This window comes from Coprococcus phoceensis, from assembly GCF_900104635.1.
Lineage (GTDB): Bacteria > Bacillota > Clostridia > Lachnospirales > Lachnospiraceae > Faecalimonas > Faecalimonas phoceensis.
In genome coordinates this window covers 1416216-1438747 of the sequence record NZ_FNWC01000007.1, presented here as the reverse complement: position 1 = coordinate 1438747, position 22532 = coordinate 1416216, and the positions used below count along the sequence as shown (strand labels likewise).

General features: G+C 40.5%; 22 protein-coding genes and 1 tRNA gene. 20 read left to right on the top strand and 3 right to left on the bottom strand.

Annotation, left to right across the window (positions count from 1 at the left end; all coding sequences use genetic code 11):
- The 3 genes from BQ5364_RS10660 to BQ5364_RS10650 all read left to right on the top strand — a co-directional run bounded on the left by BQ5364_RS10660 (window position 1) and on the right by BQ5364_RS10650 (window position 1956).
- A complete protein-coding gene (locus tag BQ5364_RS10660; RefSeq protein ID WP_004613899.1) occupies window positions 1–915 on the top strand; it encodes a mechanosensitive ion channel family protein in 915 nt (304 codons plus the stop codon).
- A gap of 71 nt (window positions 916–986) precedes the next feature.
- A tRNA-Thr gene (locus BQ5364_RS10655) sits at window positions 987–1059 on the top strand.
- Between the two features lie 105 nt (window positions 1060–1164).
- Complete coding sequence (locus tag BQ5364_RS10650; protein ID WP_022250913.1) at window positions 1165–1956, top strand: HAD family hydrolase; 792 nt, start codon at window positions 1165–1167, stop codon at window positions 1954–1956.
- Between the two features lie 65 nt (window positions 1957–2021).
- Here BQ5364_RS10650 and BQ5364_RS10645 read toward each other — a convergent pair whose 3' ends face one another.
- Complete coding sequence (locus tag BQ5364_RS10645) at window positions 2022–2819, bottom strand: ABC transporter permease (protein ID WP_004613897.1); 798 nt, start codon at window positions 2817–2819, stop codon at window positions 2022–2024.
- A complete protein-coding gene (locus BQ5364_RS10640) occupies window positions 2812–3579 on the bottom strand; it encodes an ABC transporter ATP-binding protein (RefSeq protein WP_022250915.1) in 768 nt (255 codons plus the stop codon). The genes BQ5364_RS10645 and BQ5364_RS10640 overlap by 8 nt, the downstream gene beginning before the upstream one ends.
- Before the next feature lie 118 nt (window positions 3580–3697).
- Here BQ5364_RS10640 and BQ5364_RS10635 point away from each other — a divergent pair, with 118 nt between their 5' ends.
- The 14 genes from BQ5364_RS10635 (at window position 3698) to BQ5364_RS10570 (ending at window position 18911) form a co-directional block, all read left to right on the top strand.
- On the top strand, window positions 3698–4333 hold the full coding sequence (locus BQ5364_RS10635) for an epoxyqueuosine reductase QueH (RefSeq protein WP_044987825.1): 636 nt from the start codon (window positions 3698–3700) through the stop codon (window positions 4331–4333).
- An 18-nt stretch (window positions 4334–4351) separates the two neighbouring features.
- Window positions 4352–5746, top strand: coding sequence for an argininosuccinate lyase (argH, locus tag BQ5364_RS10630; protein WP_004613894.1), 1395 nt, complete (start codon window positions 4352–4354; stop codon window positions 5744–5746).
- 79 nt (window positions 5747–5825) lie between these two features.
- Entirely contained in the window at window positions 5826–6911 is a 1086-nt protein-coding gene (asd, locus tag BQ5364_RS10625; protein ID WP_022250917.1) for an aspartate-semialdehyde dehydrogenase, read from the top strand.
- A gap of 96 nt (window positions 6912–7007) precedes the next feature.
- Window positions 7008–9008, top strand: coding sequence for a DNA topoisomerase III (topB, locus tag BQ5364_RS10620; protein ID WP_071144271.1), 2001 nt, complete (start codon window positions 7008–7010; stop codon window positions 9006–9008).
- A gap of 6 nt (window positions 9009–9014) precedes the next feature.
- Window positions 9015–9686: an acyltransferase gene (locus BQ5364_RS10615; RefSeq protein ID WP_004613889.1), complete on the top strand. Its 672-nt coding sequence runs from the start codon at window positions 9015–9017 to the stop codon at window positions 9684–9686.
- 88 nt (window positions 9687–9774) lie between these two features.
- Window positions 9775–10470, top strand: a complete 696-nt coding sequence (locus BQ5364_RS10610; protein WP_022250919.1) for an ABC transporter ATP-binding protein — start codon at window positions 9775–9777, stop codon at window positions 10468–10470.
- Window positions 10470–12038: a putative ABC exporter domain-containing protein gene (locus BQ5364_RS10605; RefSeq protein ID WP_004613887.1), complete on the top strand. Its 1569-nt coding sequence runs from the start codon at window positions 10470–10472 to the stop codon at window positions 12036–12038. The genes BQ5364_RS10610 and BQ5364_RS10605 overlap by 1 nt, the downstream gene beginning before the upstream one ends.
- Window positions 12039–12056: 18 nt before the next feature.
- On the top strand, window positions 12057–12536 hold the full coding sequence (locus BQ5364_RS10600; protein ID WP_004613886.1) for a methylglyoxal synthase: 480 nt from the start codon (window positions 12057–12059) through the stop codon (window positions 12534–12536).
- Between the two features lie 110 nt (window positions 12537–12646).
- A complete protein-coding gene (locus BQ5364_RS10595; protein ID WP_071144270.1) occupies window positions 12647–14197 on the top strand; it encodes a sodium:solute symporter family protein in 1551 nt (516 codons plus the stop codon).
- A gap of 232 nt (window positions 14198–14429) precedes the next feature.
- Window positions 14430–15452: a recombinase RecA gene (recA, locus tag BQ5364_RS10590; protein ID WP_022250921.1), complete on the top strand. Its 1023-nt coding sequence runs from the start codon at window positions 14430–14432 to the stop codon at window positions 15450–15452.
- A 1-nt stretch (window position 15453) separates the two neighbouring features.
- A complete protein-coding gene (locus BQ5364_RS10585) occupies window positions 15454–16068 on the top strand; it encodes a regulatory protein RecX (RefSeq protein WP_004613883.1) in 615 nt (204 codons plus the stop codon).
- A 72-nt stretch (window positions 16069–16140) separates the two neighbouring features.
- On the top strand, window positions 16141–17694 hold the full coding sequence (gene rny / locus BQ5364_RS10580) for a ribonuclease Y (protein WP_004613882.1): 1554 nt from the start codon (window positions 16141–16143) through the stop codon (window positions 17692–17694).
- Window positions 17695–17767: 73 nt separating this feature from the next.
- A complete protein-coding gene (locus tag BQ5364_RS10575; RefSeq protein ID WP_004613881.1) occupies window positions 17768–18304 on the top strand; it encodes an NUDIX hydrolase in 537 nt (178 codons plus the stop codon).
- Between the two features lie 64 nt (window positions 18305–18368).
- Entirely contained in the window at window positions 18369–18911 is a 543-nt protein-coding gene (locus BQ5364_RS10570; protein WP_022250922.1) for a hypothetical protein, read from the top strand.
- A 14-nt stretch (window positions 18912–18925) separates the two neighbouring features.
- Here BQ5364_RS10570 and BQ5364_RS10565 read toward each other — a convergent pair whose 3' ends face one another.
- Complete coding sequence (locus tag BQ5364_RS10565; protein ID WP_044987736.1) at window positions 18926–20257, bottom strand: putative polysaccharide biosynthesis protein; 1332 nt, start codon at window positions 20255–20257, stop codon at window positions 18926–18928.
- Between the two features lie 136 nt (window positions 20258–20393).
- Here BQ5364_RS10565 and BQ5364_RS10560 point away from each other — a divergent pair, with 136 nt between their 5' ends.
- From BQ5364_RS10560 to nifU, 3 genes are read left to right on the top strand one after another with little or no spacing between them, the layout of a single operon-like run.
- Window positions 20394–20849 carry an RrF2 family transcriptional regulator gene (locus BQ5364_RS10560; RefSeq protein ID WP_004613878.1) on the top strand — a complete coding sequence of 152 codons (456 nt, stop codon included), beginning with the start codon at window positions 20394–20396 and terminating at the stop codon, window positions 20847–20849.
- 11 nt (window positions 20850–20860) lie between these two features.
- Complete coding sequence (gene nifS, locus BQ5364_RS10555) at window positions 20861–22042, top strand: cysteine desulfurase NifS (protein WP_071144269.1); 1182 nt, start codon at window positions 20861–20863, stop codon at window positions 22040–22042.
- 31 nt (window positions 22043–22073) lie between these two features.
- Complete coding sequence (nifU, locus tag BQ5364_RS10550; RefSeq protein WP_004613876.1) at window positions 22074–22514, top strand: Fe-S cluster assembly scaffold protein NifU; 441 nt, start codon at window positions 22074–22076, stop codon at window positions 22512–22514.
- Window positions 22515–22532 lie beyond the last annotated feature (18 nt).

The window sequence follows — 22532 nt, the reverse complement described above, 5'->3', positions numbered from 1 at the left end:
ATGATATTACTGGCAGATACAGTAGGAGATGGGGCAGTTACAAAAGAAGTGACGGAAGCTACATCGGAGGCAGTACAAGAAGTCGGAAAGTTTGCGGAATATGTGAATGATAATATTCCGGAACTGATTGGTTTTGGAGTGCGCGTGCTTCTTGCGCTGGTTGTATTTTTTATTGGAACAAAAATTATCAAGCTGCTTCGGAAGATTGTCAGACGCTCTTTACAAAAATCAACGGTAGACAAAGGAGTAGAGCAGTTTGTCGATTCGATGTTAAAGTTTGTATTGTATATTATTTTGATTTTTTCAATTGGAAGTAATTTTGGCATCGACACGACATCGGTAGCGGCATTGCTGGCATCCGGAGGTGTGGCAATTGGTCTTGCTCTGCAAGGCGCACTATCGAACTTTGCAGGCGGTGTTTTGATTTTGATTTTGAAACCATTTGTAGTGGGAGATTATATTATTGAAGACACGAATAAGTGTGAAGGTACTGTAAAAGAAATCCAAATTTTTTATACAAAACTTTCCACTGTTGACAACAAGACTATTGTAATTCCGAATGGTGCATTGGCAAATAACAGTCTTACCAATGTGACTGCAAAGAATGAGCGGAGAATGGATCTTTTGATAGACATATCCTACGAAGCAGATCTTAGAAAGGCAAAACAGTTGATTGAGCAGATCCTAATGGAAGAGGAAGCGGTATTAAAAGAGGAAGAAGTGTTAGTGTTTGTAGATAGTCTTGGGGCAAGTTCTGTAGTGATTGGAACAAGATCATGGGTGAAGACGGAGGAGTATTGGCCGACGAGATGGAGGCTGCTAGAAAGAATTAAGCTGACAATGGACGAAAATGGTATTGAAATACCTTATCAGCAGATGACTGTGCATTTACCGAAAGAAGAGGCTAAACAGTAAATTTTTGAAAAAAGTGTTGCATATTTTTGAAAATGCGATATAATAAAGCTTGTGATTTGTTTTAATCACTTGCTGAAATAGCTCAGTTGGTAGAGCACTTCACTCGTAATGAAGGGGTCGTCGGTTCAAGTCCGATTTTCAGCTGACTAGATTAGAAGTACCGTAACTTCAAGGGAAATCAGTATTTCCAAGAGGGTGCGGTACTTTTTTGTTTAAATGTTTACATGAATGGAGAAGGAGGCAAACAATATGAGTCGAAAAATGCTTTTTTTTGACATTGACGGAACACTTGTGGCAGAGGGAACACATTACCTTCCACAAAGTGCGGTGAATGCAATTCGCAAGGCAAGAGAAAATGGGCATTTGGTGTTTATCAATACGGGACGAACGAGATTTAGTATTGATGATTTTTTAGAAGAGATAGGTTTTGATGGTTATGTCTGTGGATGCGGAACGGCAATTTATGTTGGAGAAAAGACGATTTTTAAAAATACACTTACAAAAGAATATTGTAGGGAAATTATTAAGATGTTAAGAACATGCAATATCACAGCGGTGTTTGAGGAGGAAAATCGTGTGTTCTTTGATGAAGAGCTTCCAGATCATAAAATTCTTCATGATTTAAGAGCAAGGTTCGGTACGAAAGCATTTGATATTCCAAAGTCGCTGGAAGATGGAGAAATTTTATTTGATAAATTTGTAGTATGGGTGAATACAGTGAGTGACTATAAGATGTTCTACAACTATATTTCAGAGAAATTTGATTGTATAGACAGAGGCGCTGGAATGTATGAGATTGTTCCAAAGGGGATTTCGAAAGCGTCCGGTATTCAGATGCTTATGGATTATTATGGAATTTTGCTGGAAGATTGCTATGCGTTTGGAGACAGCACGAACGATCTTCCGATGCTTCAGTTTGTACCAAACAGTGTTGCGATGGGGAATAGCATGAAAGAGATTTTTCCATATTGTGCGTACCGGACTGCAGATTTGGAAGATGACGGGATCGAAAAGGCATTAAGACATTATGGAATTATTTAAAAAATAAGATGAAAAAACAGAGTGCAAGAAGTTGCAGAAATACTTCTTGCACTCTATTTTGATAGTTAGAACTTTTTTAAATACCATTTTTCCAACAGATTAATCAAAGCATACAGCCCCATAGCCATAATACACAAAAGTACAATTGACATGAGTAGCCAGTCTAGCTTAAAGACCTGACTGGAGTAGATAATCAGGTATCCGAGACCATTTCTTGCCGCCAGAAATTCTCCGATAATGACACCCACAAGACATAGACCGATATTGACTTTCATATTGCTGATGATAGCGGGAATGGAGCTTGGCAGTACTACTTTCATCAGTGCATGGAATCTGTTCCCGTGGAGCGTGTAGATCAGTTTGATTTTTTCTTTGTCAGCGTTGATAAATGTTGTGTATAGGTTCAGGATGCTTCCAAAAATTGCGACAGACATGCCGGCGACAATGATTGTAGTGCGAGTTGCACCAAGCCACACAATTAAAAGTGGTGCAAGCGCAGATTTTGGTAGACTGTTTAAAACGACAAGAAACGGTTCTAATATTTCGGAGAGTTTTGGACTGAACCATAAAAGAATTGTCACAAGAAGACTGCACAAAATGACGAGAAAAAAGCTGACAAGTGTCTCGTAAAGTGTGACTGTGATGTGCAGAAAAATACTTTTATCACAGACCATAGACCAAAAACAGGCTGCCACTTTTGACGGACTGCTGAAAATAAAGGAATCAATAAATCCTTTTGAGGCAGTGAATTCCCAAATTCCCAAAAACAAGATGAGAATGAGAAAACGGGAACTGTGAACAATGCGCTTATGCTGTCTCTTTTTTTGCAGAAAATTTTGTTGGGAGACAGAAGTCTCACTCATTGCGGTTCAACTCCTTCCAAATGAGATTAAAATAGGTTTTGAATTCGGGTGCATTTCGTCTGTGGAGCGGCGTGTCTTCTTCGAGAGAGAAGGACAAAGGGATTGTCTGTTGTACGGTGGCAGGTCTTTCGGAGAGAACGATTACCCGGTCTCCCAGGCTGATTGCCTCGGAAAGATCATGTGTGACGAGGATGGCTGTTTTTTGTTCTTTTTTGATAATCTGTCCAATGTCATCTCCTACAGTGAGCCGAGTCTGATAATCAAGAGCTGAGAAGGGCTCATCTAATAGAAGAAGATCCGGTTCCAACACGAGAGTACGGATTAAAGCAGCGCGCTGTCTCATGCCTCCGGACAGTTCAGATGGTCTTGCGTTTGCGAAAGATTCCAGACCATATTGTTCCAACAACTGATGTGCTTTTCTGCGTGTGCGGGCGGTGAGCATATGCTGGATTTCTAAACCTAGAATGACATTGTTATAAATCGTTCGCCATTCAAACAGATGATCTCTTTGTAACATGTATCCAATATTTGTAGTGCTTTCTTTTAATTGTTTTCCATTGATTAGTATTGTTCCGCTTTCCGGAACGAGCAATCCTGCAATGAGTGACAGCAACGTGGATTTTCCACAGCCTGAAGGACCGACAATGCTTATGAATTCCCCCTTTTTCAGGAAGAAAGAAAGGTCTTTTAGTGCAGGTGTTTCTCCTTCTGTATTATGATAAGAATGACTGATGTTTTTCAGTTCAAGAACATGTTCCATAATGCGCCTCCATTTCATATATATCTATTTTATGTGAAAAGGGGAAAAGGGTGCTTGCTAGAAGTAAGAGAAAATAGTATAATCAAGCCTGTGAGGTTACGTGGAAAAGGTGAAAAAGATGAATTATCAAAAAGAACTGGAAAAGCTGATTGTAAAGCTTGAAAAAGAAGAAAAAGTGCCGAGGCTTTTGCTGCACAGCTGCTGTGCACCATGTAGCAGTTATGTCTTAGAGTATTTGAGCAATTATTTTGACATTACTGTTTTCTATTATAATCCTAATATTTTTCCGGAAAGTGAATATACAAAAAGGATTTTAGAACAGCAGATGCTGATCGGAGAGATGAAAGGAAAGCATCCAATCTCTTTTGTTGCGGGCAATTATGACAGGGAGAAGTTTTATGAGCTCGCAAAAGGCTTGGAACACTTGAAAGAAGGCGGAGAGCGGTGTTTTAAGTGCTATGCGCTCCGATTGGAAGAGACAGCGAGAATGGCAAAGGAAGCGGAATTTGATTACTTTACGACGACGCTTACAATCAGTCCAATGAAAAATGCGGAAAAGCTGAATACGATTGGCGCAAAAATAGGTGAAAAATATGGCGTGAAGTATTTACAGTCAGATTTTAAAAAGAAGAATGGATACAAACGTTCCATTGAGCTTTCCAATGAATTTGGACTTTACAGACAAGATTACTGTGGGTGCGAGTTTTCTGTCAGAGACAGGAAACAAGAAAGCACCGGAATCAAGAAAAAATAAACGAAAGAAGGGGACAATATGGCACAGTTATGGGGCGGTCGTTTTACAAAGGAGACGGATCAGCTGGTTTACAATTTCAATGCATCGATTTCGTTTGATCAGAAATTCTATGCACAGGATATGAGAGGAAGTATTGCGCATGTGAAGATGCTCGCAAAACAAGGGATTTTGACCGAGGATGAGCGAGATCAGATCATTGCGGGAATCGAAGGGATTTTGAGTGATGTGGAACGAGGCGTACTTGAAATTTCGGATAAATATGAGGATATTCACAGCTTTGTGGAGGCAACACTTATTGATCGTATTGGAGAACCGGGCAAGAAACTGCATACAGGAAGAAGCCGGAATGATCAGGTTGCACTGGATATGAAACTGTACACAAGGGATGAGATTCAGGTGTTGGATGGACTTTTAAAAGAATTACTGGAAGTTCTTCTTCATATCATGGAAGAAAACACCGAGACATTTATGCCGGGATTCACACATCTTCAAAAAGCACAGCCGATTACACTTGCGCATCATATGGGGGCATATTTTGAGATGTTCCGACGTGATCGTTCCAAACTATACGATATTTACCAAAGGATGAATTATTGTCCGCTTGGTTCGGGAGCACTCGCCGGAACGACATACCCTCTTGACAGAGAGTATACTGCCGAACTTTTGGGATTTGCCGGACCTACATTGAACAGCATGGATTCTGTTGCGGACAGAGATTATGTAATTGAGCTGATGTCAGCATTGTCTACGATCATGATGCATTTGAGCCGTTTTTCGGAAGAGGTGATTATTTGGAATTCGAACGAATATCAGTTTGTGGATATTGATGATGCCTACAGTACGGGAAGCAGCATTATGCCACAGAAAAAGAATCCGGATATCGCAGAATTGGTTCGAGGAAAGACAGGACGTGTCTATGGGGCATTAATGTCGATTTTGACAACGATGAAAGGAATTCCGCTTGCTTATAATAAAGATATGCAGGAAGATAAAGAGTTGGCATTTGATGCGATTGACACAGCAAAAGGATGCCTTGCATTGTTTACAGGGATGCTTCGAACGATGAAATTCCGCAAAGAGAATATGGAAAACAGTGCAAAGAATGGGTTTACCAATGCGACAGATGCAGCGGACTATCTGGTAAATCATGGTGTTGCATTCCGCGATGCACACGGAATTGTAGGACAGCTTGTGCTGTACTGCCTGGAAAAGGATATCGCGTTGGATGACATGACACTAGAAGAATTTAAGGCGATTTCACCGGTTTTTGAGGCGGATATCTATGAGGCAATCAGCATGGAGACATGCGTCAATAAACGTATGACGATTGGCGCGCCTGGAAAAGAAGCGATGGAAAAGGTAATTGCCATCTATGCAAAATATTTGCAGGAATGCGAAAAAACACTTGCATAATCAATTAAAATGCGATAGTATATTTCGAGTAAACACATTTGTTTGCGTGAGAAAGACTTTTGGAAATGAGGAGATAATTATGGAACAGAAATTGAGAGTTGGAATTTTAGGAGCAACAGGTATGGTTGGACAACGTTTTATTTCTCTGTTGGAAAATCATCCGTGGTATGAAGTCGTGACAGTGGCAGCGAGCCCGAGATCAGCAGGAAAGACTTACGAAGAAGCGGTTGGGGATCGTTGGAAAATGAAGACACCAATGCCGGAGGCAGTGAAAAAATTAGTTGTTGCCAATGTAAATGAAGTAGAGAAAGTGGCTGCAGATGTTGACTTTGTGTTCAGTGCGGTGGATATGACAAAAGAAGAGATCAAAGCGATTGAAGATGCATATGCAAAGACAGAGACACCGGTTGTTTCAAACAATAGTGCGCACCGTTGGACAAAGGATGTGCCGATGGTAGTTCCAGAGATTAATCCAGAACATTTTGAAGTAATAGAAGCTCAGAAAAAACGTCTTGGAACAGAAAGAGGATTTGTGGCGGTAAAACCAAACTGTTCGATTCAAAGCTATGCTCCGGTTCTGACAGCATGGAAAGAATTTGAGCCGACAGAAGTAGTGGCAACTACATATCAGGCAATCTCAGGGGCAGGAAAGACATTCAAAGACTGGCCAGAGATGGTAGAAAATATTATTCCGTTTATCGGTGGTGAAGAAGAAAAAAGTGAACAAGAACCACTTCGTATCTGGGGAAAAGTAGTTGATGGAGAGATTGTAAAAGCGGATGGACCGGTAATTACAACTCAGTGTATCCGCGTACCGGTTTTGGACGGACATACAGCAGCTGTATTTGTGAGATTTGCAAAGAAGCCAACGAAAGAGCAGCTGATTGAAAAGCTTGTGAACTTTAAGGGACTGCCGCAGGAATTGGAGCTTCCAAGTGCGCCGAAGCAGTTTATTCAATACTTAGAGGAAGATAATCGTCCACAGGTACAATTGGATGTCAATTTTGAAAATGGTATGGGAATTTCGGTAGGACGTTTGAGAGAAGACAGTGTATACGATTTTAAATTTGTCGGACTTTCTCATAACACAGTACGTGGCGCAGCAGGTGGTGCAATCCTCTGTGCAGAGACACTGACTGCAAAAGGATATATCAAAGCAAAATAAATAAAAATAACATTTGGCGGGGAAGAAGGTTCTTCCCTGCCTTGTTTCTCTTTTTATCCACGGGAGAGGCATTGACGGCAGAGAAAGGAAACCAGGATGGGAAAATCAGTATACATAGCGGAGAAGCCAAGCGTGGCACAGGAATTCGCAAAAGCATTAAAATTGAATACGAGAAAAAAAGACGGATATCTGGAATCTGATGAGGCGATTGTCACATGGTGTGTTGGACATCTTGTGACAATGAGTTATCCGGAGGTGTATGATGAGAAATATAAAAGATGGAGTCTTGAGACGTTGCCGTTTATGCCAAAAGAGTTCAAATACGAGGTGATTCCGAACGTAAAAAAGCAGTTCCAAATTGTGAGTGGCGTGTTGAATCGACAGGATGTGGATACGATTTATGTGTGCACTGACTCCGGGCGTGAGGGGGAATATATTTACCGTCTGGTGGAACAGATGGCAGAGGTGAAAGGAAAGAAAAGAAAACGTGTGTGGATTGATTCCCAGACAGAAGAAGAGATTCTTCGTGGAATCCGTGAAGCGAAAGATCTGGAGGAATATGATAACTTATCCGCATCAGCGTATCTGCGGGCAAAAGAAGATTACCTGATGGGAATTAATTTCTCTAGACTTCTGACGCTGAAATACGGCAATAGTATCTCAAATTATCTTGGTCACAAATACACAGTCCTTTCTGTCGGGCGTGTTATGACATGCGTACTCGGTATGGTAGTGAGAAGAGAGCGGGAAATTCGGGAATTTGTAAAGACGCCGTTTTACAGAGTGCTCAGCAGCATTTCACTGGAAGAAAAGAATTTTGATGGTGAATGGAAGGCAGTGAAGGGTTCTAAATATTTTGAGTCATTGGATCTTTATAAGGAAAATGGCTTTAAAGAGAAGGTGAAGGCAGAAGAACTGATTGCCTATTTAAGCGATGGAGAACCGCTTACTTGCACAGTCACTGCAATTGAAAAAAAGAAAGAAAAAAAGAATCCGCCACTCCTTTATAATCTGGCAGAGCTTCAGAATGAATGTTCCAAACGATTTAAGATCAGTCCGGATGAGACACTTCGGATCGTCCAGGAACTGTATGAAAAGAAACTGGTGACGTATCCGAGAACGGATGCCAGAGTGCTTTCGACAGCAGTGGCAAAAGAGATTCACAAAAATCTGAACGGTCTGTCCAAATATGATATGGTATCTCCTTATCTGAAAGATATTGTTGCGTTTGGAAGTCATAAAGGCTTAGAAAAAACAAGGTATGTCAATGACAAGCAGATCACAGATCACTATGCAATCATACCGACCGGTCAGGGGCTGCAGGCATTGAATAGTGTATCACATACTGCAAGGCAGGTATACGACACGATTGTCAGAAGGTTTTTGAGTATTTTCTATCCTCCGGCTGTTTATCAGAAAGTCAGTATTACAACCAAGATCAAAGAGGAAAGCTTTTTCTCCAATTTCAAGGTTTTGGCAGAGGAAGGATATCTGAAAGTGGTCGGGACCGGAAATGCGGGTAAACAGGATTCGGAAAGTGACATGGACATGAACTTTTTTGAACTGCTTCAGACAGTGAAAAAAGGAACGGTGTTACCGGTAAAGGAATTGACAATCAAAGAAGGAGAGACTTCGCCACCGAAGAGATACAATTCGGGGTCGATTATTCTTGCGATGGAGAATGCGGGGCAGCTCATTGAAGATGAGGATTTGCGCGCCCAGATTAAAGGAAGTGGTATCGGAACGAGTGCAACCAGGGCAGAGATTCTGAAAAAGCTGATTCATATTAAATATTTGATGTTAAATAAAAAAACACAGATCATTACACCGACGCTGCTTGGAGAAATGGTTTTTGATGTAGTGGAACATTCAATCCGCTCACTTTTGAACCCGGAACTTACTGCAAGTTGGGAAAAAGGACTCACCTATGTGGCAGACGGCGAGATTACATCGGATGAGTATATGATGAAGCTGGAACATTTTATTAACAGTCGTACGCAAGGTGTTTTGCGGTTGAGTAATCAGTATCAGCTGAGAGGCTGTTACGATAAGGCGGCAATATTTTATAAAAAAGAAAAACAGACAAAGAAGGGGTAAATTGAAATGGAACAATTAACAGTAAAATCACTTTATAATTTGAAGGAGACAATTGCGAGAGATATTTTTGAAGGAGTGACTTATCCATGGGAGGTTCTTCCGAAAATCAGTTCTTTTATTTTAGAACTAGGAGAGACGTTATCGGAAGAGGAGTATGAAAAAGTCGGTGAGAATGTATGGATTGCAAAATCGGCGACAGTAGCGCCGACAGCTTACATCAATGGACCGGCAATTATTGGGAAAGACGCAGAAGTGAGACATTGTGCGTTTATCCGCGGTAATGCAATTGTTGGGGAAGGAGCTGTGGTAGGAAATTCTACAGAGCTTAAGAATGTAATTCTGTTTAATAAAGTTCAGGTTCCACATTATAATTATGTAGGGGACTCTGTGCTTGGATATAAGTCTCATATGGGGGCTGGCTCGATTACTTCTAATGTGAAATCGGATAAGACATTGGTGACGGTAAAGACACCAAAAGGAGCGATTGAGACCGGACTTAAGAAATTTGGTGCCATGCTTGGCGATGAAGTCGAAGTGGGATGTGGAAGTGTATTGAATCCGGGAACAGTTGTGGGAAGTCATACAAATATTTATCCGTTGTCTATGGTCAGAGAATTTGTACCTGCAGGCAGCATTTATAAAAAACGTGGAGAAGTAATCGAGAAATACGAAAAATAAATATTGACAGTCGGAATAGTCTTGTGTATCATTGTATTAAATCTATAGTACAGATATACAAGACTATTTTTGATGAGGAGGAATGAAGATGCTTGAGATACAAGGACTGAGTAAAAAATATGGTGATTATCTGGCGGTGGATCATGTCAGTTTCACGGTGCCGACGGGAAAGATAGGAATTTTGCTGGGACCAAACGGAGCAGGAAAATCTACGATTATCAAAAGTATTGCAGGTTTGCTCAGGTATGAAGGTGGAATCGGAATTCAGAAGATGGAAGCACATAGCATGGAGGCGAAAAAGATTTTCGCCTATGTTCCGGAATTGCCGGCAATGTTCGATGCATTGACTGTAAGAGAGCATATTGAGTATGTAAGAAAAGCATATGACAGCAACATAACAGACCAAGAGGTGGAAGCAATTCTGACACGATTTGAGTTGGAGGATAAACAGGACAAATTAGGGAATGAGCTTTCAAAAGGAATGATGCAGAAAGTTAGTATTTGCTGTGCGCTGTGTATCAAGCCACAGGTGATTCTTTTAGATGAGCCGATGGTTGGACTCGATCCAAAAGCGATCAAAGAATTAAAAGAAGTGATTTTAGAATTGAAAGAAAACGGAGTTACGATATTGATCAGTACTCATATGCTGGAGATGGTAGAGAATATTTGGGATGTGATGTTTGTGATGGAAAAAGGCCATATTATTGGTTCTTACAGCAAAGAAGAAGTCGGGGATAAAGAACTCGATGCGCTGTTCTTTGAATTGACGGGTGGTGAAAAATAATGAAAGCATTATTGTATATGTCAAAAAGAAAATGGATCAACAAATTAAAGCAGTTAAAGAAAAAGCCGGTGAACCTGATACTTAGCATTGTTTTGGCAGCCTATTTTATTTTTTTGATCACAGTTTCAGTTACGGCTTTAGTAAAAGCAGATTTTCAAACACCATATTGGCTGCTGGCGGCATTGACGGTATGGGGACTTTACAATTTTTTTATTAACTTTGCGACTTATGCAAAACGAAAAGGTGTCATTTTCTATCCAAGCCATGCACATTTTATTTTTACGGCGCCGATTCGCCCCAAAATAATCTTGCTCTATGGCGCAGGATATAATTTTTTGATGACTTTGATTGTGAGTATGGCATTTGTACTTGCTGCAATTCTTGGATTTCATCTTCCGCTTTGGAAAATCGTATCACTGTTTATAGTTCTTGCAGGGGTTGAGTCGGTACTGGAAGGCAGTATTATTATTGGTTTATATGCCAATGAACGATTTTCGCAAAAGACGACTGTTATGCTTACGCGCATGATCTATGTTTTACTTGCAGGTATTACGCTGTTTGGAATTTGGTATTTTCGAACAAAAGGATTTTCGCTGGAAAGTATTATCAATCTGATTGATTTTCCGGGATTGCAGATGCTGCCGATCATTGGATGGAATATTGCAGTTTTTCGACTGATTTTGCTTGGACCTACAACTCTTAATCTTGTATGCAGTGGTTTGTATCTTTTGACTGTAATTGTTATGGCTGTAGTGGCAGTCAAAATGAAATGCAATGGTGGATATTATGAAGATGCGGCAAAATTTGCGGATGATTATGCAGAGATGAAAGCGCGAAAAAATAATGGTGAGATGGTTATGTCCATCGGCAAAAAGAAGAAATTCAAAAGAGCCTCAGTCGAATATAAAGCGTCCGGAGCAAAGGCTATTTTTTACAGACAGTTATTGGAGTATAAAAAAGAAAAATGGTTTATCTTTTCATATATGACATTGTTTTGCATTGGTGCGGATATTTTGTTTTTAAAGGTGATTGATGTTTCGGAATTTGGATCAAAAAGTGCAGTTCTTTTGGGAATTGTGGCCTATCTTGCCATTTTGACAGGAGGATATCTTGGGAAATGGGATAAAGAATTGAAAAATCCGTATCTGTTTCTACTCCCAGATTCTCCGGCAAAGAAAATGTGGTATGCGACTGTGATGGAACATGTGAAAGCGGCGATTGATGGAGCAATTTTGGTGCTTCCGCTTGGGATTGCATGGAAAGTTCATCCGTTTCACATAGTCAGCTGCTGGCTGATCTATGTGTTCCTTCAGGCGATTAAGTTATATACAAAGGTACTGATCGATTCGTTTTTGAGAAACTCTTTGGGAGAAACAGTAAAGCAGCTAGTTCGATTGGGAGTCCAAGGGGGAATTATAGGGATCGGAGTGCTCCTTGCTGTGGTTGCAGTTGTCTTACAGAATTTCAATTTTGCCTTTTTCGTAATTTTAATTTATGGTATGATAATGGCAGTGGTGATTGGACTGTTGACAGTGTCAAGGTTCGCCATCATGGAACAATATGATTAAAAGAAAGAAGGGATCATTGTGTTACAAGATAATTATGTTACATTTGAAATTGGAAAAGCAAAGCATATTGCACTGGTTGCTCATGACGGAAAGAAGAAAGAGCTGGTAGAGTGGTGTGATCAGAATAAGGAGATTTTAAAAAGTCACTTTTTATGTGGAACAGGAACGACATCCCGACTGATTGCGGAAAAAACAGGATTACCTGTAAAAGGTTATAACAGTGGACCGCTTGGAGGAGATCAGCAGATCGGAGCAAAGATTGTGGAAGGACAGATTGATTTTATGATCTTTTTATGGGATCCATTAGAAGCACAGCCACATGATCCGGATGTGAAAGCGTTGCTTCGAATTGCAGTCGTGTATGATATTCCGATTGCAAACAATCTGGCAACGGCAGATTTTATGCTGCATTCTAAATATATGAGTGAGCCATACTGCAGAAAAGTAGAAAATTTTAATAAAACAATTCAGGAACGTGTAGAAAAGATGAAAGAATAAACTATTTGTTGACATCCATATTCGCGTGTGCTATTCTTTAATTATTAAGAAACTTTAGCAGTTTAAAGCGTAACACTTTAAACTGCTAATTTAAAAGAAGGGGGAAGAAGATGGGTGTAAAAGTAATTCTGCTGGTGATTTTTTTTGCAGTGATGGCAGTGGTTGGGATTTATTCTCGGAGACATACAAAAAGTGTAGACGCGTTTGTGCTGGGTGGACGTTCCGTTGGACCCTGGCTCACTGCATTTGCGTATGGGACTTCTTATTTTTCGGCGGTTGTATTTGTCGGATATGCGGGTCAGTTTGGATGGAAATACGGAATTGCATCCACATGGATTGGAATTGGGAATGCAGTTCTTGGAAGTCTTTTGGCCTGGGTTGTGCTAGGGAGAAGGACAAGGGTTATGAGTCAACATTTACGGTCAAAGACGATGCCGGATTTTTTTGGTGAGAGATATCAGAGCAAGAGTCTGAAGATTGTAGCATCGGTCATTGTATTTGTATTTTTGGTTCCATATACCGCATCCATTTACAACGGTCTGTCCCGTTTGTTTGAGATGGCATTTCATGTCCCGTATACATGGTGTGTAGTGACTATGGCAGCATTTACCGCTATATATGTAATTCTTGGAGGGTATATGGCAACTGCGATCAATGACTTTATCCAGGGAATCATTATGTTGATAGGGATTGTAGCAGTTATTATGGCAGTGTTAAACAATCAGGGAGGATTTGTAGAGGCGATTAGAAAGCTTGCACAGATTGAAAGTGATGTGGCATTGACAGCCGGACAACCTGGTGCATTTACATCCTTCTTTGGACCAGATCCAATGAACCTTTTGGGAGTTGTGGTACTGACCTCTCTTGGAACCTGGGGATTGCCCCAGATGATACATAAATTTTATGCTATTAAAGATGAAAAATCGATTAATACAGGAACGGTAATTTCGACAATCTTCGCCATTGTGGTATCGGGAGGATGCTATTTTCTTGGAGGTTTTGGACGTTTGTTTGATGGAAAAGAATTATACGATGAATCCGGAATGATTGTGTTTGACAGCATTATTCCACATATGTTATCTTCTTTACCTGATATTCTGATAGGAATTGTCGTCGTGCTTGTCCTGTCGGCATCGATGTCTACACTGTCCTCACTCGTACTAACATCCAGTTCAACATTGACTTTGGACTTTCTGAAAGATAATATCATAAAAAATATGAGTGAGAAAAAGCAAGTTATTACTATGCAGATTCTGATTGTGTTTTTTATTGTCGTTTCAGTGCTGCTTGCACTTGATCCACCGACTTTTATTGCGCAGTTGATGGGCATCTCCTGGGGAGCGCTCGCTGGAGCATTTCTAGCTCCGTTTTTATATGGGTTGTATTGGAAAGGAGTCACAAAGGCTGCGGTGTGGACAAGCTTTTTTTCTGGAATTGGAATTACAGTATCTAATATGTTCTTTCAATATATCTCATCACCAATCAATGCGGGAGCAATTGCTATGGCAGCAGGTCTTGTCATCGTCCCGATTGTCAGTGTCCTGACTCCCAAAATGGAGAAAGATACGTTAAAGCAGTTATTTGCATGCTATGATGAAAAAGTAGTTATCAGCAAAAAACGTTCGTTAGAAGCCGGAAATAGAGAAAGAAAAGAATCCTGAAAATGGATTCTTTTCTTGTGCAAAGATGAGAATTATGATATTCTAAAAGTGTTCATTCAATAGAGCGTTCGCTCATTATATACATTCATTGGCAGATTCGCTGAAATTACCCACATGGAAATTTGTAAGCAGGAGGTGAGAATAAAAGTATTGACATTTTGAGACAAGTATAATAGTATATTAATTAGAAAAACGAACATAAGTTCGCGGTGTGAAGAAGGAGATACGTAATATGGCAAATGAAGATAAACAAAAAGCGCTGGATGCAGCGATTTTAAAGTTGGAGAAGGATTTTGGAAAAGGTACGGTGATGAAGCTTGGTGATGCAGGGGCGAATGTCTCTGTGGAGACGGTGCCGACAGGTTCTTTAAGTCTTGATATTGCACTTGGTCTTGGGGGTGTACCGAAGGGAAGAGTAATTGAGGTATATGGTCCTGAGTCAAGTGGTAAGACGACGGTTACGTTACATATGATTGCAGAGGTACAAAAAAGAGGCGGAATTGCGGGATTTATTGATGCAGAGCATGCGCTTGATCCTGTCTATGCAAAAAATATTGGTGTAAATATTGATGAATTATACATTTCACAGCCGGATAGTGGAGATCAGGCACTTGAGATTGCCGAGACGATGGTTCGCTCCGGCGCGATGGATATTATTGTAATTGACTCGGTCGCAGCACTTGTTCCGAAACAGGAGATAGAAGGAGACATGGGAGACAGTCATGTCGGTCTGCAAGCGCGTTTGATGTCGCAGGCACTCAGAAAGCTGACTCCTGTTATTAGCAAATCAAACTGTGTTGTGATTTTTATCAACCAGCTTCGAGAGAAAGTTGGTGTGATGTTTGGAAATCCGGAGACGACAACCGGTGGACGAGCTTTAAAATTCTATGCTTCCGTGCGTATGGATGTCAGAAGGATTGAAACTTTAAAACAGAATGGTGAGATGGTGGGAAATCGTACACGTATCAAGATTGTGAAGAATAAGATTGCACCTCCGTTCAAGGAAGCAGAATTTGATATCATGTTTGGAAAGGGAATTTCCAAAGAAGGAGATATTCTGGATCTTGCAACAAAACTTGATCTTGTGAATAAGAGTGGGGCATGGTATGCCTATAATGGAGATAAGATTGGACAGGGAAGAGAGAATGCGAAGATATATCTTGGACAGCATCCGGAAATTATGGAAGAGTTGGAAGAGAAGATCAGAGCGCATTATCATTTGGACGGTTCCGTAGAGAAGGAAGAGGAAGAATAGAATGTATGTCACGAAGATTGAGCCAGTGACAAAGACAAAGTATAAGGTATTCATAGACGGACAGTTTGCCTTTGTATTATACAAAGGAGAGCTGTCCCGATATCATATCGCGCAGGACACAGAGGTGGACGAGAGGCTGGTCAGTCAGATTCTCAGTGAGATTGTGTTAAAACGTGCCAAGCTGCGGGCAATGCATCTGTTGACAGACATGGATCGCACAGAATCGCAACTTCGCACGAAATTAAAGCAGGGATTATATCCGGATGATATTATTGAACAGGCGATGGCTTATGTAAAATCCTTTGGATATGTGGAAGACGAAAATTATGCAAGGCGATTTGTGCTCAGCAGACAGAACAGCAAGAGCAAAAAAGAAATTTATGCATCACTCTGTCAGAAAGGTGTCGCAAAAGAGACGATTGACAAAGTCATGGAAGAGTGTTATGAGATGGAAGAGGAACGGGGAGCAATTCAAAAAATTCTTGAAAAAAAGAGATTTTGTGCAGAGAAGGCGACAGAAGCAGAAAAAGCGAAGATTTGCGGGTATCTGCTAAGAAAAGGTTTCCGTTACGAGGACATCCGTCAAGTAATACAAGTTTCTGAATGGAATACTTGACATAATTGTGAAAAGAGTATAAAATTTAAGTGTTGTATTTGTACAATGAAAATTAAATAAGGAGGTGCTCCTGTGCCAACAATAATTACTATAATTATTGCTGTAGTTGCATTCATTGTTGCAGCGGTCATCACTCGTTTCCTGACGATTTCAAGCCTGACAAAAGACGCAGATTCGAAGATCGGAAGTGCGGAGACTCGGGCGAGAGAAATTATTGATGATGCATTGAAAACTGCTGAGACAACGAAAAAAGAAGCGCTCTTGGAAGTAAAAGAAGAGTCTATCAAGACAAAGAATGAACTCGAAAAAGAGACAAAGGAAAGACGATCTGAATTACAACGCTATGAGAAAAGAGTGTTATCCAAGGAAGAAGCTTTAGACAAAAGATCAGAAGCAATTGAGCAGCGTGAAGCAAACTTTACGGCGAGAGAAGAGCAAATTAAGCAGCGTGAAGCGAAAGTAGAAGAGCTTAATCAGCAAAGAGTACAGGAACTAGAAAGAATCTCAGGATTAACCTCCGAACAAGCAAAGGATTATTTGTTAAAAACTGTTGAAGATGATGTCAAACATGACACTGCGAGGATGATCAAAGAATTGGAAACGCAGGCAAAAGAGGAAGCTGCCAAAAAGGCAAGAGAGTATGTCGTAACAGCGATTCAGAAGTGTGCGGCAGATCATGTTGCGGAGACTACAATTTCGGTTGTACAACTTCCAAGTGATGAGATGAAGGGAAGAATTATTGGTAGAGAGGGACGAAACATTCGTACACTCGAGACAATGACAGGAGTAGAATTGATTATAGATGATACTCCGGAAGCTGTCGTTTTATCAGGATTTGATCCGATCAGAAGAGAAGTTGCGAGAATTGCTCTCGAGAGATTGATTGTAGATGGAAGAATTCATCCCGCAAGAATTGAAGAAATGGTAGAGAAAGCACAAAAAGATGTGGAATTGATGATTCGTGAAGAGGGAGAGGCAGCAGCTTTAGAAGTTGGAGTACATGGTATTCATCCAGAACTGATTCGTCTGTTAGGAAGAATGAAATTTAGAACCAGCTATGGGCAGAATGCATTGAAGCATTCCATGGAAGTAGCGCAGTTATCCGGACTTCTCGCAAGTGAGATTGGTTTGGATGTCAGGGTTGCGAAGAGAGCTGGTCTTTTACATGATATCGGAAAATCAATCGATCACGATGTGGAAGGCTCCCATATTCAGATTGGTGTGGATCTTTGTAGAAAATACAAAGAGTCGCCGGTTGTGATTAACGCGGTAGAAGCGCATCATGGTGATGTAGAGCCGGAATCGTTAATTGCATGTATCGTTCAGGCGGCAGATACAATTTCTGCAGCAAGACCTGGCGCAAGAAGAGAGACATTGGAAACATATACAAACAGATTAAAACAATTAGAAGATATCGCCAACCAATTTAAAGGTGTCGATAAATCTTTTGCTATTCAGGCAGGTAGAGAGATTCGTGTCATGGTAGTTCCAGAACAAGTGTCTGATGCAGACATGGTACTGATGGCTAGAAATATTTCAAAACAAATTGAGTTTGAATTGGAATATCCTGGACAGGTTAAAGTGAATGTGATTCGTGAATCACGTGTTACAGACTATGCAAAATAGTCACAATAAATGAAAACGATTCCCATATATCAAGTTGATATATGGGAATTTCTATATATTGGAGGGATATGAGATGGGTGAAAAAGTAAAAAGGATTAAACGAGAACTGAAATACAGAGGAACGATATTGGATATGTATTGTGATCATGTTGAGGTGAACGGACATATTGCAAAATGGGACTATCTGCAGCATAAAGGTGCAGCTGCGGTGATTCCTGTTACAAAAGAAGGAAAGATTTTGATGGTAAGACAGTATCGAAATGCGTTGGACAGGTATACATTGGAGATTCCGGCCGGAGCTTTGGATACACAGGGGGAACCCGGCAAAGAGTGTGCGGCAAGGGAATTGGAGGAGGAGACGGGATTTCGCTCAGAAGATTTGGAATGGCTGATTACATTGAGAACAGCGGTGGCGTTTTGTAATGAGAGAGTGGAAGTATACGTCGCAAAAAATTTGATACCATCCAAGCAGAATTTAGATGAAGATGAGTCGATTGACGTAGAGGCTTACACAATGGAGGAGTTAAAAGAGAAAATTTTTTCCGGAGAGATTGAAGATTCTAAGACGATTGCTTCGCTGATGTCATATGCAGTAAAAATAAAAGCATAAACGGATGGACCTTGCATATAATGAAATATCCTAAGTTGAAGTGTGAAAGACGGGAGGTAGATATGTGAGGTCATACAGAAGTAAAAATCAATTTTTTGCAATGTTTCTGCTGGGTGGTTTTTTAATTGGTATTTTGTATGCGAATTTGATTTCTGACAGGTATATTATGTCGGGCGGAATTTTCGATGACGGTTTCTTGAAGCAATATGCTAAAACCGATATTGTGGCAGAAGAATATTTGTGGTATATCCTGCGAGCAAGACTTGTCCCTTTTTGTGTGATATGTATTTTAGGATGTATGAAATGGAAGAAAACAGTTGTTGGACTGTGCATTGGCTGGACAGGCTTTTCAGGTGGCGTTGTAGCAGTTTCTTCTGTAATTTCTCTTGGAATGAAAGGAATTCTATTGTGTATTGTGGGAATGTTGCCGCAGATTCTTTTTTATGGGTTCGCATACGTGATTCTGCTATGGTATCTGTACACATATCCGAACGGGAGATGGAATATAAAAAAGACGGCAGCAGCAGGAATTTCTATGGCTGTTGGGATGATTTTAGAAGTGTATACGAATCCCATATTAATGAAATTAGTTATTGGATTATTGTGAAACGAGAGTTTGCCTTAGGTTGCAAACTCTCGTTTTTTTAAATGACAGCTTAAATACAGGATGCTTAGAATACTGACAGAAAGTTGACTTGCAAGGAGTCCCCAAAGATAACCATTCAATCCAATCTGTGGGATAAAAACAATCACTCCGATAATGCGTATGAAGAGTCCAAAAGTATTTATCAGAAAAGAGATTGTTGTATTTCCAAGTCCGTTTATGATACTGATGAGCGTAGAATTTGCATATAGAAATGGACAAATCCAGGAAAGGGTCAGTAAAAAATTTCCGGCAAGCTGACTGTGGAATAAGATGGTTCCAATCCAGTTCCCGAATAGGAGAAAGAGTATACAGCAAAAAAAACCAAGAGAAAAACAATAAAGTATAACCTTTTGGATGAGTTTCTTTAGCTGTTTCCAGTTGTTTGAAGTTTGAATCTCTGTAACTGTAGGAAGAAGCATCGTAGAGACAGCGTTTGTAATTGCGGATGGAAACAGAATACACGGCAAAGCCATTCCAGTGAGAACTCCATAGGCACTGAGTGCATCAGAGGAAGTGTACCCATACTGTTGTAAACGTATGGGAATGGAAATTGCCTCGATGCTCTGTAAAATATTCAGAAGAATACGGTTGGCAGTGAGAGGCACGGAAAGTTTTAGAAGTTCTTTTAAGTGAGAAAAATTGTTTTTTAAGATAAAGTGAATACGGGCAAAGACTTTTCCGTATGTAAAACATTGTATACAAAAGAGTGAAGAAACGATTTCTCCAATGACAAGACCGATTACCGCAAACAGTATTGTGACTGGTTGCTCTTTTTTTAGTGCAATCATATATATGACATATACACTGAAGACTCGTGCAATTTGTTCGATAAGTTGTGCGAGTGCCGGAATTTTTGTCTGCTTTCGCCCGAGATAGTATCCGCAGATACAACTGTGGACAGATGCGAAAGGAAGCGAATAAGAGATCGCAATGAGTAATGGTTCACAGCGTATATCGCCAAGGATATAGATGGAAAAAGCAGAGGCATTTGTCTGTAATATAGCTGCGGTGACCGTAGAGAGCGCAATGGAAAGGAAAAGCCCGACATACAAAAGTTGTCTTGCTTCTTTGTGTCTGGAAAGAGCTACTTTTCTTGCGACGCACCGGGAAAGAGCAACTTCGATTCCGGCTGTGGTGAGCGAAAAGCAAAGTGCGTAGATGGGGAAAATCAGTTGGTAGAGTCCCACGCTTTCCTCCCCGAAAGTATGGCTTAAGAACATACGGTAAAAAAAGCCAATGAAACGGCTTAGAAAGCCAGTGGCAGTGAGAATGAATGTACCTTTCAAAATAGTGTGTTTTTCAGACATGTCTTCTCCTGAATTTTTTGTCTTTATAACATATTCCCAGAATGCCCTTGACAGAACTTGAAGAGAGTGATATTCTACAAAAGAAATAAACCCTAGTAATTCACTAGGAATTAAATAGACCAAAGAAGGTGAAGTTTTGAAAATATCAACAAAAGGGCGCTACGGTCTTCGTGCTTTGATTGATATTGCTCAATATAGTGAGATAGAGCCCGTTCCAATCAGCAGTATTTCGGCGAGACAGGACATATCCGAGCGATATTTGGAGCAGCTGATGGCTTTGCTGAAGAGAGCCGGATTGATTAAAAGCATACGGGGAGCCGGCGGAGGCTATGTGCTTGCGAAAGATGTCAGTGAGATTTCAGTCGGAGATGTATTAAGAGCGTTGGAAGGAAATTTGGAGCCGGTAGAGTGTGCGGCTTTTCACGAAGAAGAATCATGCGAGGCAGCAGGAGGCTGTGTCACAAAGTATGTTTGGAAGAAGATCAATGAAAGCATTAATCGAACAGTCGATGAGATTGATTTAAAGCAGCTCGTAGAAGAAAGTAAGCAGATTCAACAGAATTTGACCATACAGAAAAATTGCAATAATTAGGAGGAAAGAACATGGACAGACTTATTTATTTAGATAATGCGGCGACAACAAAAACAGCACCGGAAGTAGTAGAGGCGATGCTTCCGTATTTTACAGAAAATTATGGGAATCCATCCAGCGTTTACAGTTTTGCAGCAAAGAATAAGGATGCGATTACAAAACAACGCGAGATTATTGCAGACGCACTGGGTGCAAACGCAAATGAAATTTATTTTACTGCAGGCGGTTCCGAATCAGATAACTGGGCGCTGAAAGCAACAGCAGAGGCTTACAAAAATAAAGGAAATCATATTATCACAACAAAGATTGAACATCATGCAATTCTTCACACAGGCGATTACCTGGAGAAAAACGGATATGAAGTGACATATTTGGATGTGGATGAGAATGGCGTGGTAAAACTGGAAGAACTGAAAGCTGCAATCAGACCTACGACTATTTTAATTTCTGTGATGTATGCTAATAATGAGATTGGAACGATTCAGCCAATCAAAGAGATCGGTGAGATTGCACATGAACACGGAATTTTATTCCACACAGATGCGGTGCAGGCATTCGGGCAAGTACCGATTAATGTAGACGAATGTCACGTTGATATGCTGAGCGCAAGTGGACATAAGTTAAACGGTCCAAAAGGGATTGGATTTTTGTATATCCGAAAAGGAGTAAAGATCCGTTCTTTTGTGCACGGAGGAGCACAGGAAAGAAAACGTCGTGCAGGAACAGAGAACGTACCTGGAATTATCGGACTTGGAACAGCGGTTGAAAGAGCGGTGCGCACAATGAAAGAGCGTACATCGAAAGAGATTGAATTGAGAGATCATTTGATTGAACGTGTGCTTGCAGAGATTCCGTACTGCAGGCTGAATGGACATAGAACAGATCGCCTTCCGAACAATGCAAATTTCAGTTTTCAGTTTATTGAAGGGGAATCGCTTTTGATTATGCTCGATATGAAAGGAATTTGCGGTTCCAGTGGATCAGCCTGTACATCAGGGTCTTTGGATCCTTCGCATGTTCTTTTGGCAATCGGTTTGCCACACGAAATCGCACATGGATCGTTAAGACTGACGTTGAGCGAAGAGACAACAAAAGAAGAGATTGACTATGTGGTAGATTGTCTGAAAGAAATTGTGGCGCAACTTCGCAGCATGTCGCCACTGTATGAAGATTTTGTGAAAAAACAGAAATAAATAATAGAAATGAATAAAAGGAGAATCAGATATGTATACAGAAAAAGTAATGGATCATTTCCAAAACCCAAGAAACGTAGGAGAAATTGAAAACGCCAGTGGCGTTGGTACAGTAGGGAATGCAAAATGTGGAGATATTATGAGAATCTATCTTGACATTGATGATAACCAGATCATTCAAGATGTGAAATTCAAAACATTTGGCTGTGGAGCAGCTGTTGCTACAAGCAGTATGGCGACAGAACTTGTAAAAGGAAAAAGCATCTACGACGCACTTCAAGTCACAAACAAGGCGGTTATGGAAGCGCTGGACGGACTTCCGCCTGTAAAAGTACATTGTTCACTGCTTGCAGAGGAAGCAATCCATGCTGCGCTTTGGGATTATGCCGAAAAACACGGAATTAAGATTGAAGGTTTGGAAAAACCAAAATCAGATATTCATGAAGATGAAGAAGAGGAAGAAGAATACTAAGAGGTAGAACAGAGGGAG

What these genes read in the sequence shown, in the direction of transcription:
- BQ5364_RS10660 (WP_004613899.1), top strand. Translation starts at nt 1, where the DNA reads ATGATATTACTGGCAGATACAGTAGGAGATGGGGCAGTTACAAAAGAA.
- BQ5364_RS10650 (WP_022250913.1), top strand. Translation starts at nt 1,165, where the DNA reads ATGAGTCGAAAAATGCTTTTTTTTGACATTGACGGAACACTTGTGGCA.
- BQ5364_RS10645 (WP_004613897.1), bottom strand. Translation starts at nt 2,819, where the DNA reads ATGAGTGAGACTTCTGTCTCCCAACAAAATTTTCTGCAAAAAAAGAGA.
- BQ5364_RS10640 (WP_022250915.1), bottom strand. Translation starts at nt 3,579, where the DNA reads ATGGAACATGTTCTTGAACTGAAAAACATCAGTCATTCTTATCATAAT.
- BQ5364_RS10635 (WP_044987825.1), top strand. Translation starts at nt 3,698, where the DNA reads ATGAATTATCAAAAAGAACTGGAAAAGCTGATTGTAAAGCTTGAAAAA.
- argH (WP_004613894.1), top strand. Translation starts at nt 4,352, where the DNA reads ATGGCACAGTTATGGGGCGGTCGTTTTACAAAGGAGACGGATCAGCTG.
- asd (WP_022250917.1), top strand. Translation starts at nt 5,826, where the DNA reads ATGGAACAGAAATTGAGAGTTGGAATTTTAGGAGCAACAGGTATGGTT.
- topB (WP_071144271.1), top strand. Translation starts at nt 7,008, where the DNA reads ATGGGAAAATCAGTATACATAGCGGAGAAGCCAAGCGTGGCACAGGAA.
- BQ5364_RS10615 (WP_004613889.1), top strand. Translation starts at nt 9,015, where the DNA reads ATGGAACAATTAACAGTAAAATCACTTTATAATTTGAAGGAGACAATT.
- BQ5364_RS10610 (WP_022250919.1), top strand. Translation starts at nt 9,775, where the DNA reads ATGCTTGAGATACAAGGACTGAGTAAAAAATATGGTGATTATCTGGCG.
- BQ5364_RS10605 (WP_004613887.1), top strand. Translation starts at nt 10,470, where the DNA reads ATGAAAGCATTATTGTATATGTCAAAAAGAAAATGGATCAACAAATTA.
- BQ5364_RS10595 (WP_071144270.1), top strand. Translation starts at nt 12,647, where the DNA reads ATGGGTGTAAAAGTAATTCTGCTGGTGATTTTTTTTGCAGTGATGGCA.
- recA (WP_022250921.1), top strand. Translation starts at nt 14,430, where the DNA reads ATGGCAAATGAAGATAAACAAAAAGCGCTGGATGCAGCGATTTTAAAG.
- BQ5364_RS10585 (WP_004613883.1), top strand. Translation starts at nt 15,454, where the DNA reads ATGTATGTCACGAAGATTGAGCCAGTGACAAAGACAAAGTATAAGGTA.
- BQ5364_RS10575 (WP_004613881.1), top strand. Translation starts at nt 17,768, where the DNA reads ATGGGTGAAAAAGTAAAAAGGATTAAACGAGAACTGAAATACAGAGGA.
- BQ5364_RS10565 (WP_044987736.1), bottom strand. Translation starts at nt 20,257, where the DNA reads ATGTCTGAAAAACACACTATTTTGAAAGGTACATTCATTCTCACTGCC.
- nifS (WP_071144269.1), top strand. Translation starts at nt 20,861, where the DNA reads ATGGACAGACTTATTTATTTAGATAATGCGGCGACAACAAAAACAGCA.
- nifU (WP_004613876.1), top strand. Translation starts at nt 22,074, where the DNA reads ATGTATACAGAAAAAGTAATGGATCATTTCCAAAACCCAAGAAACGTA.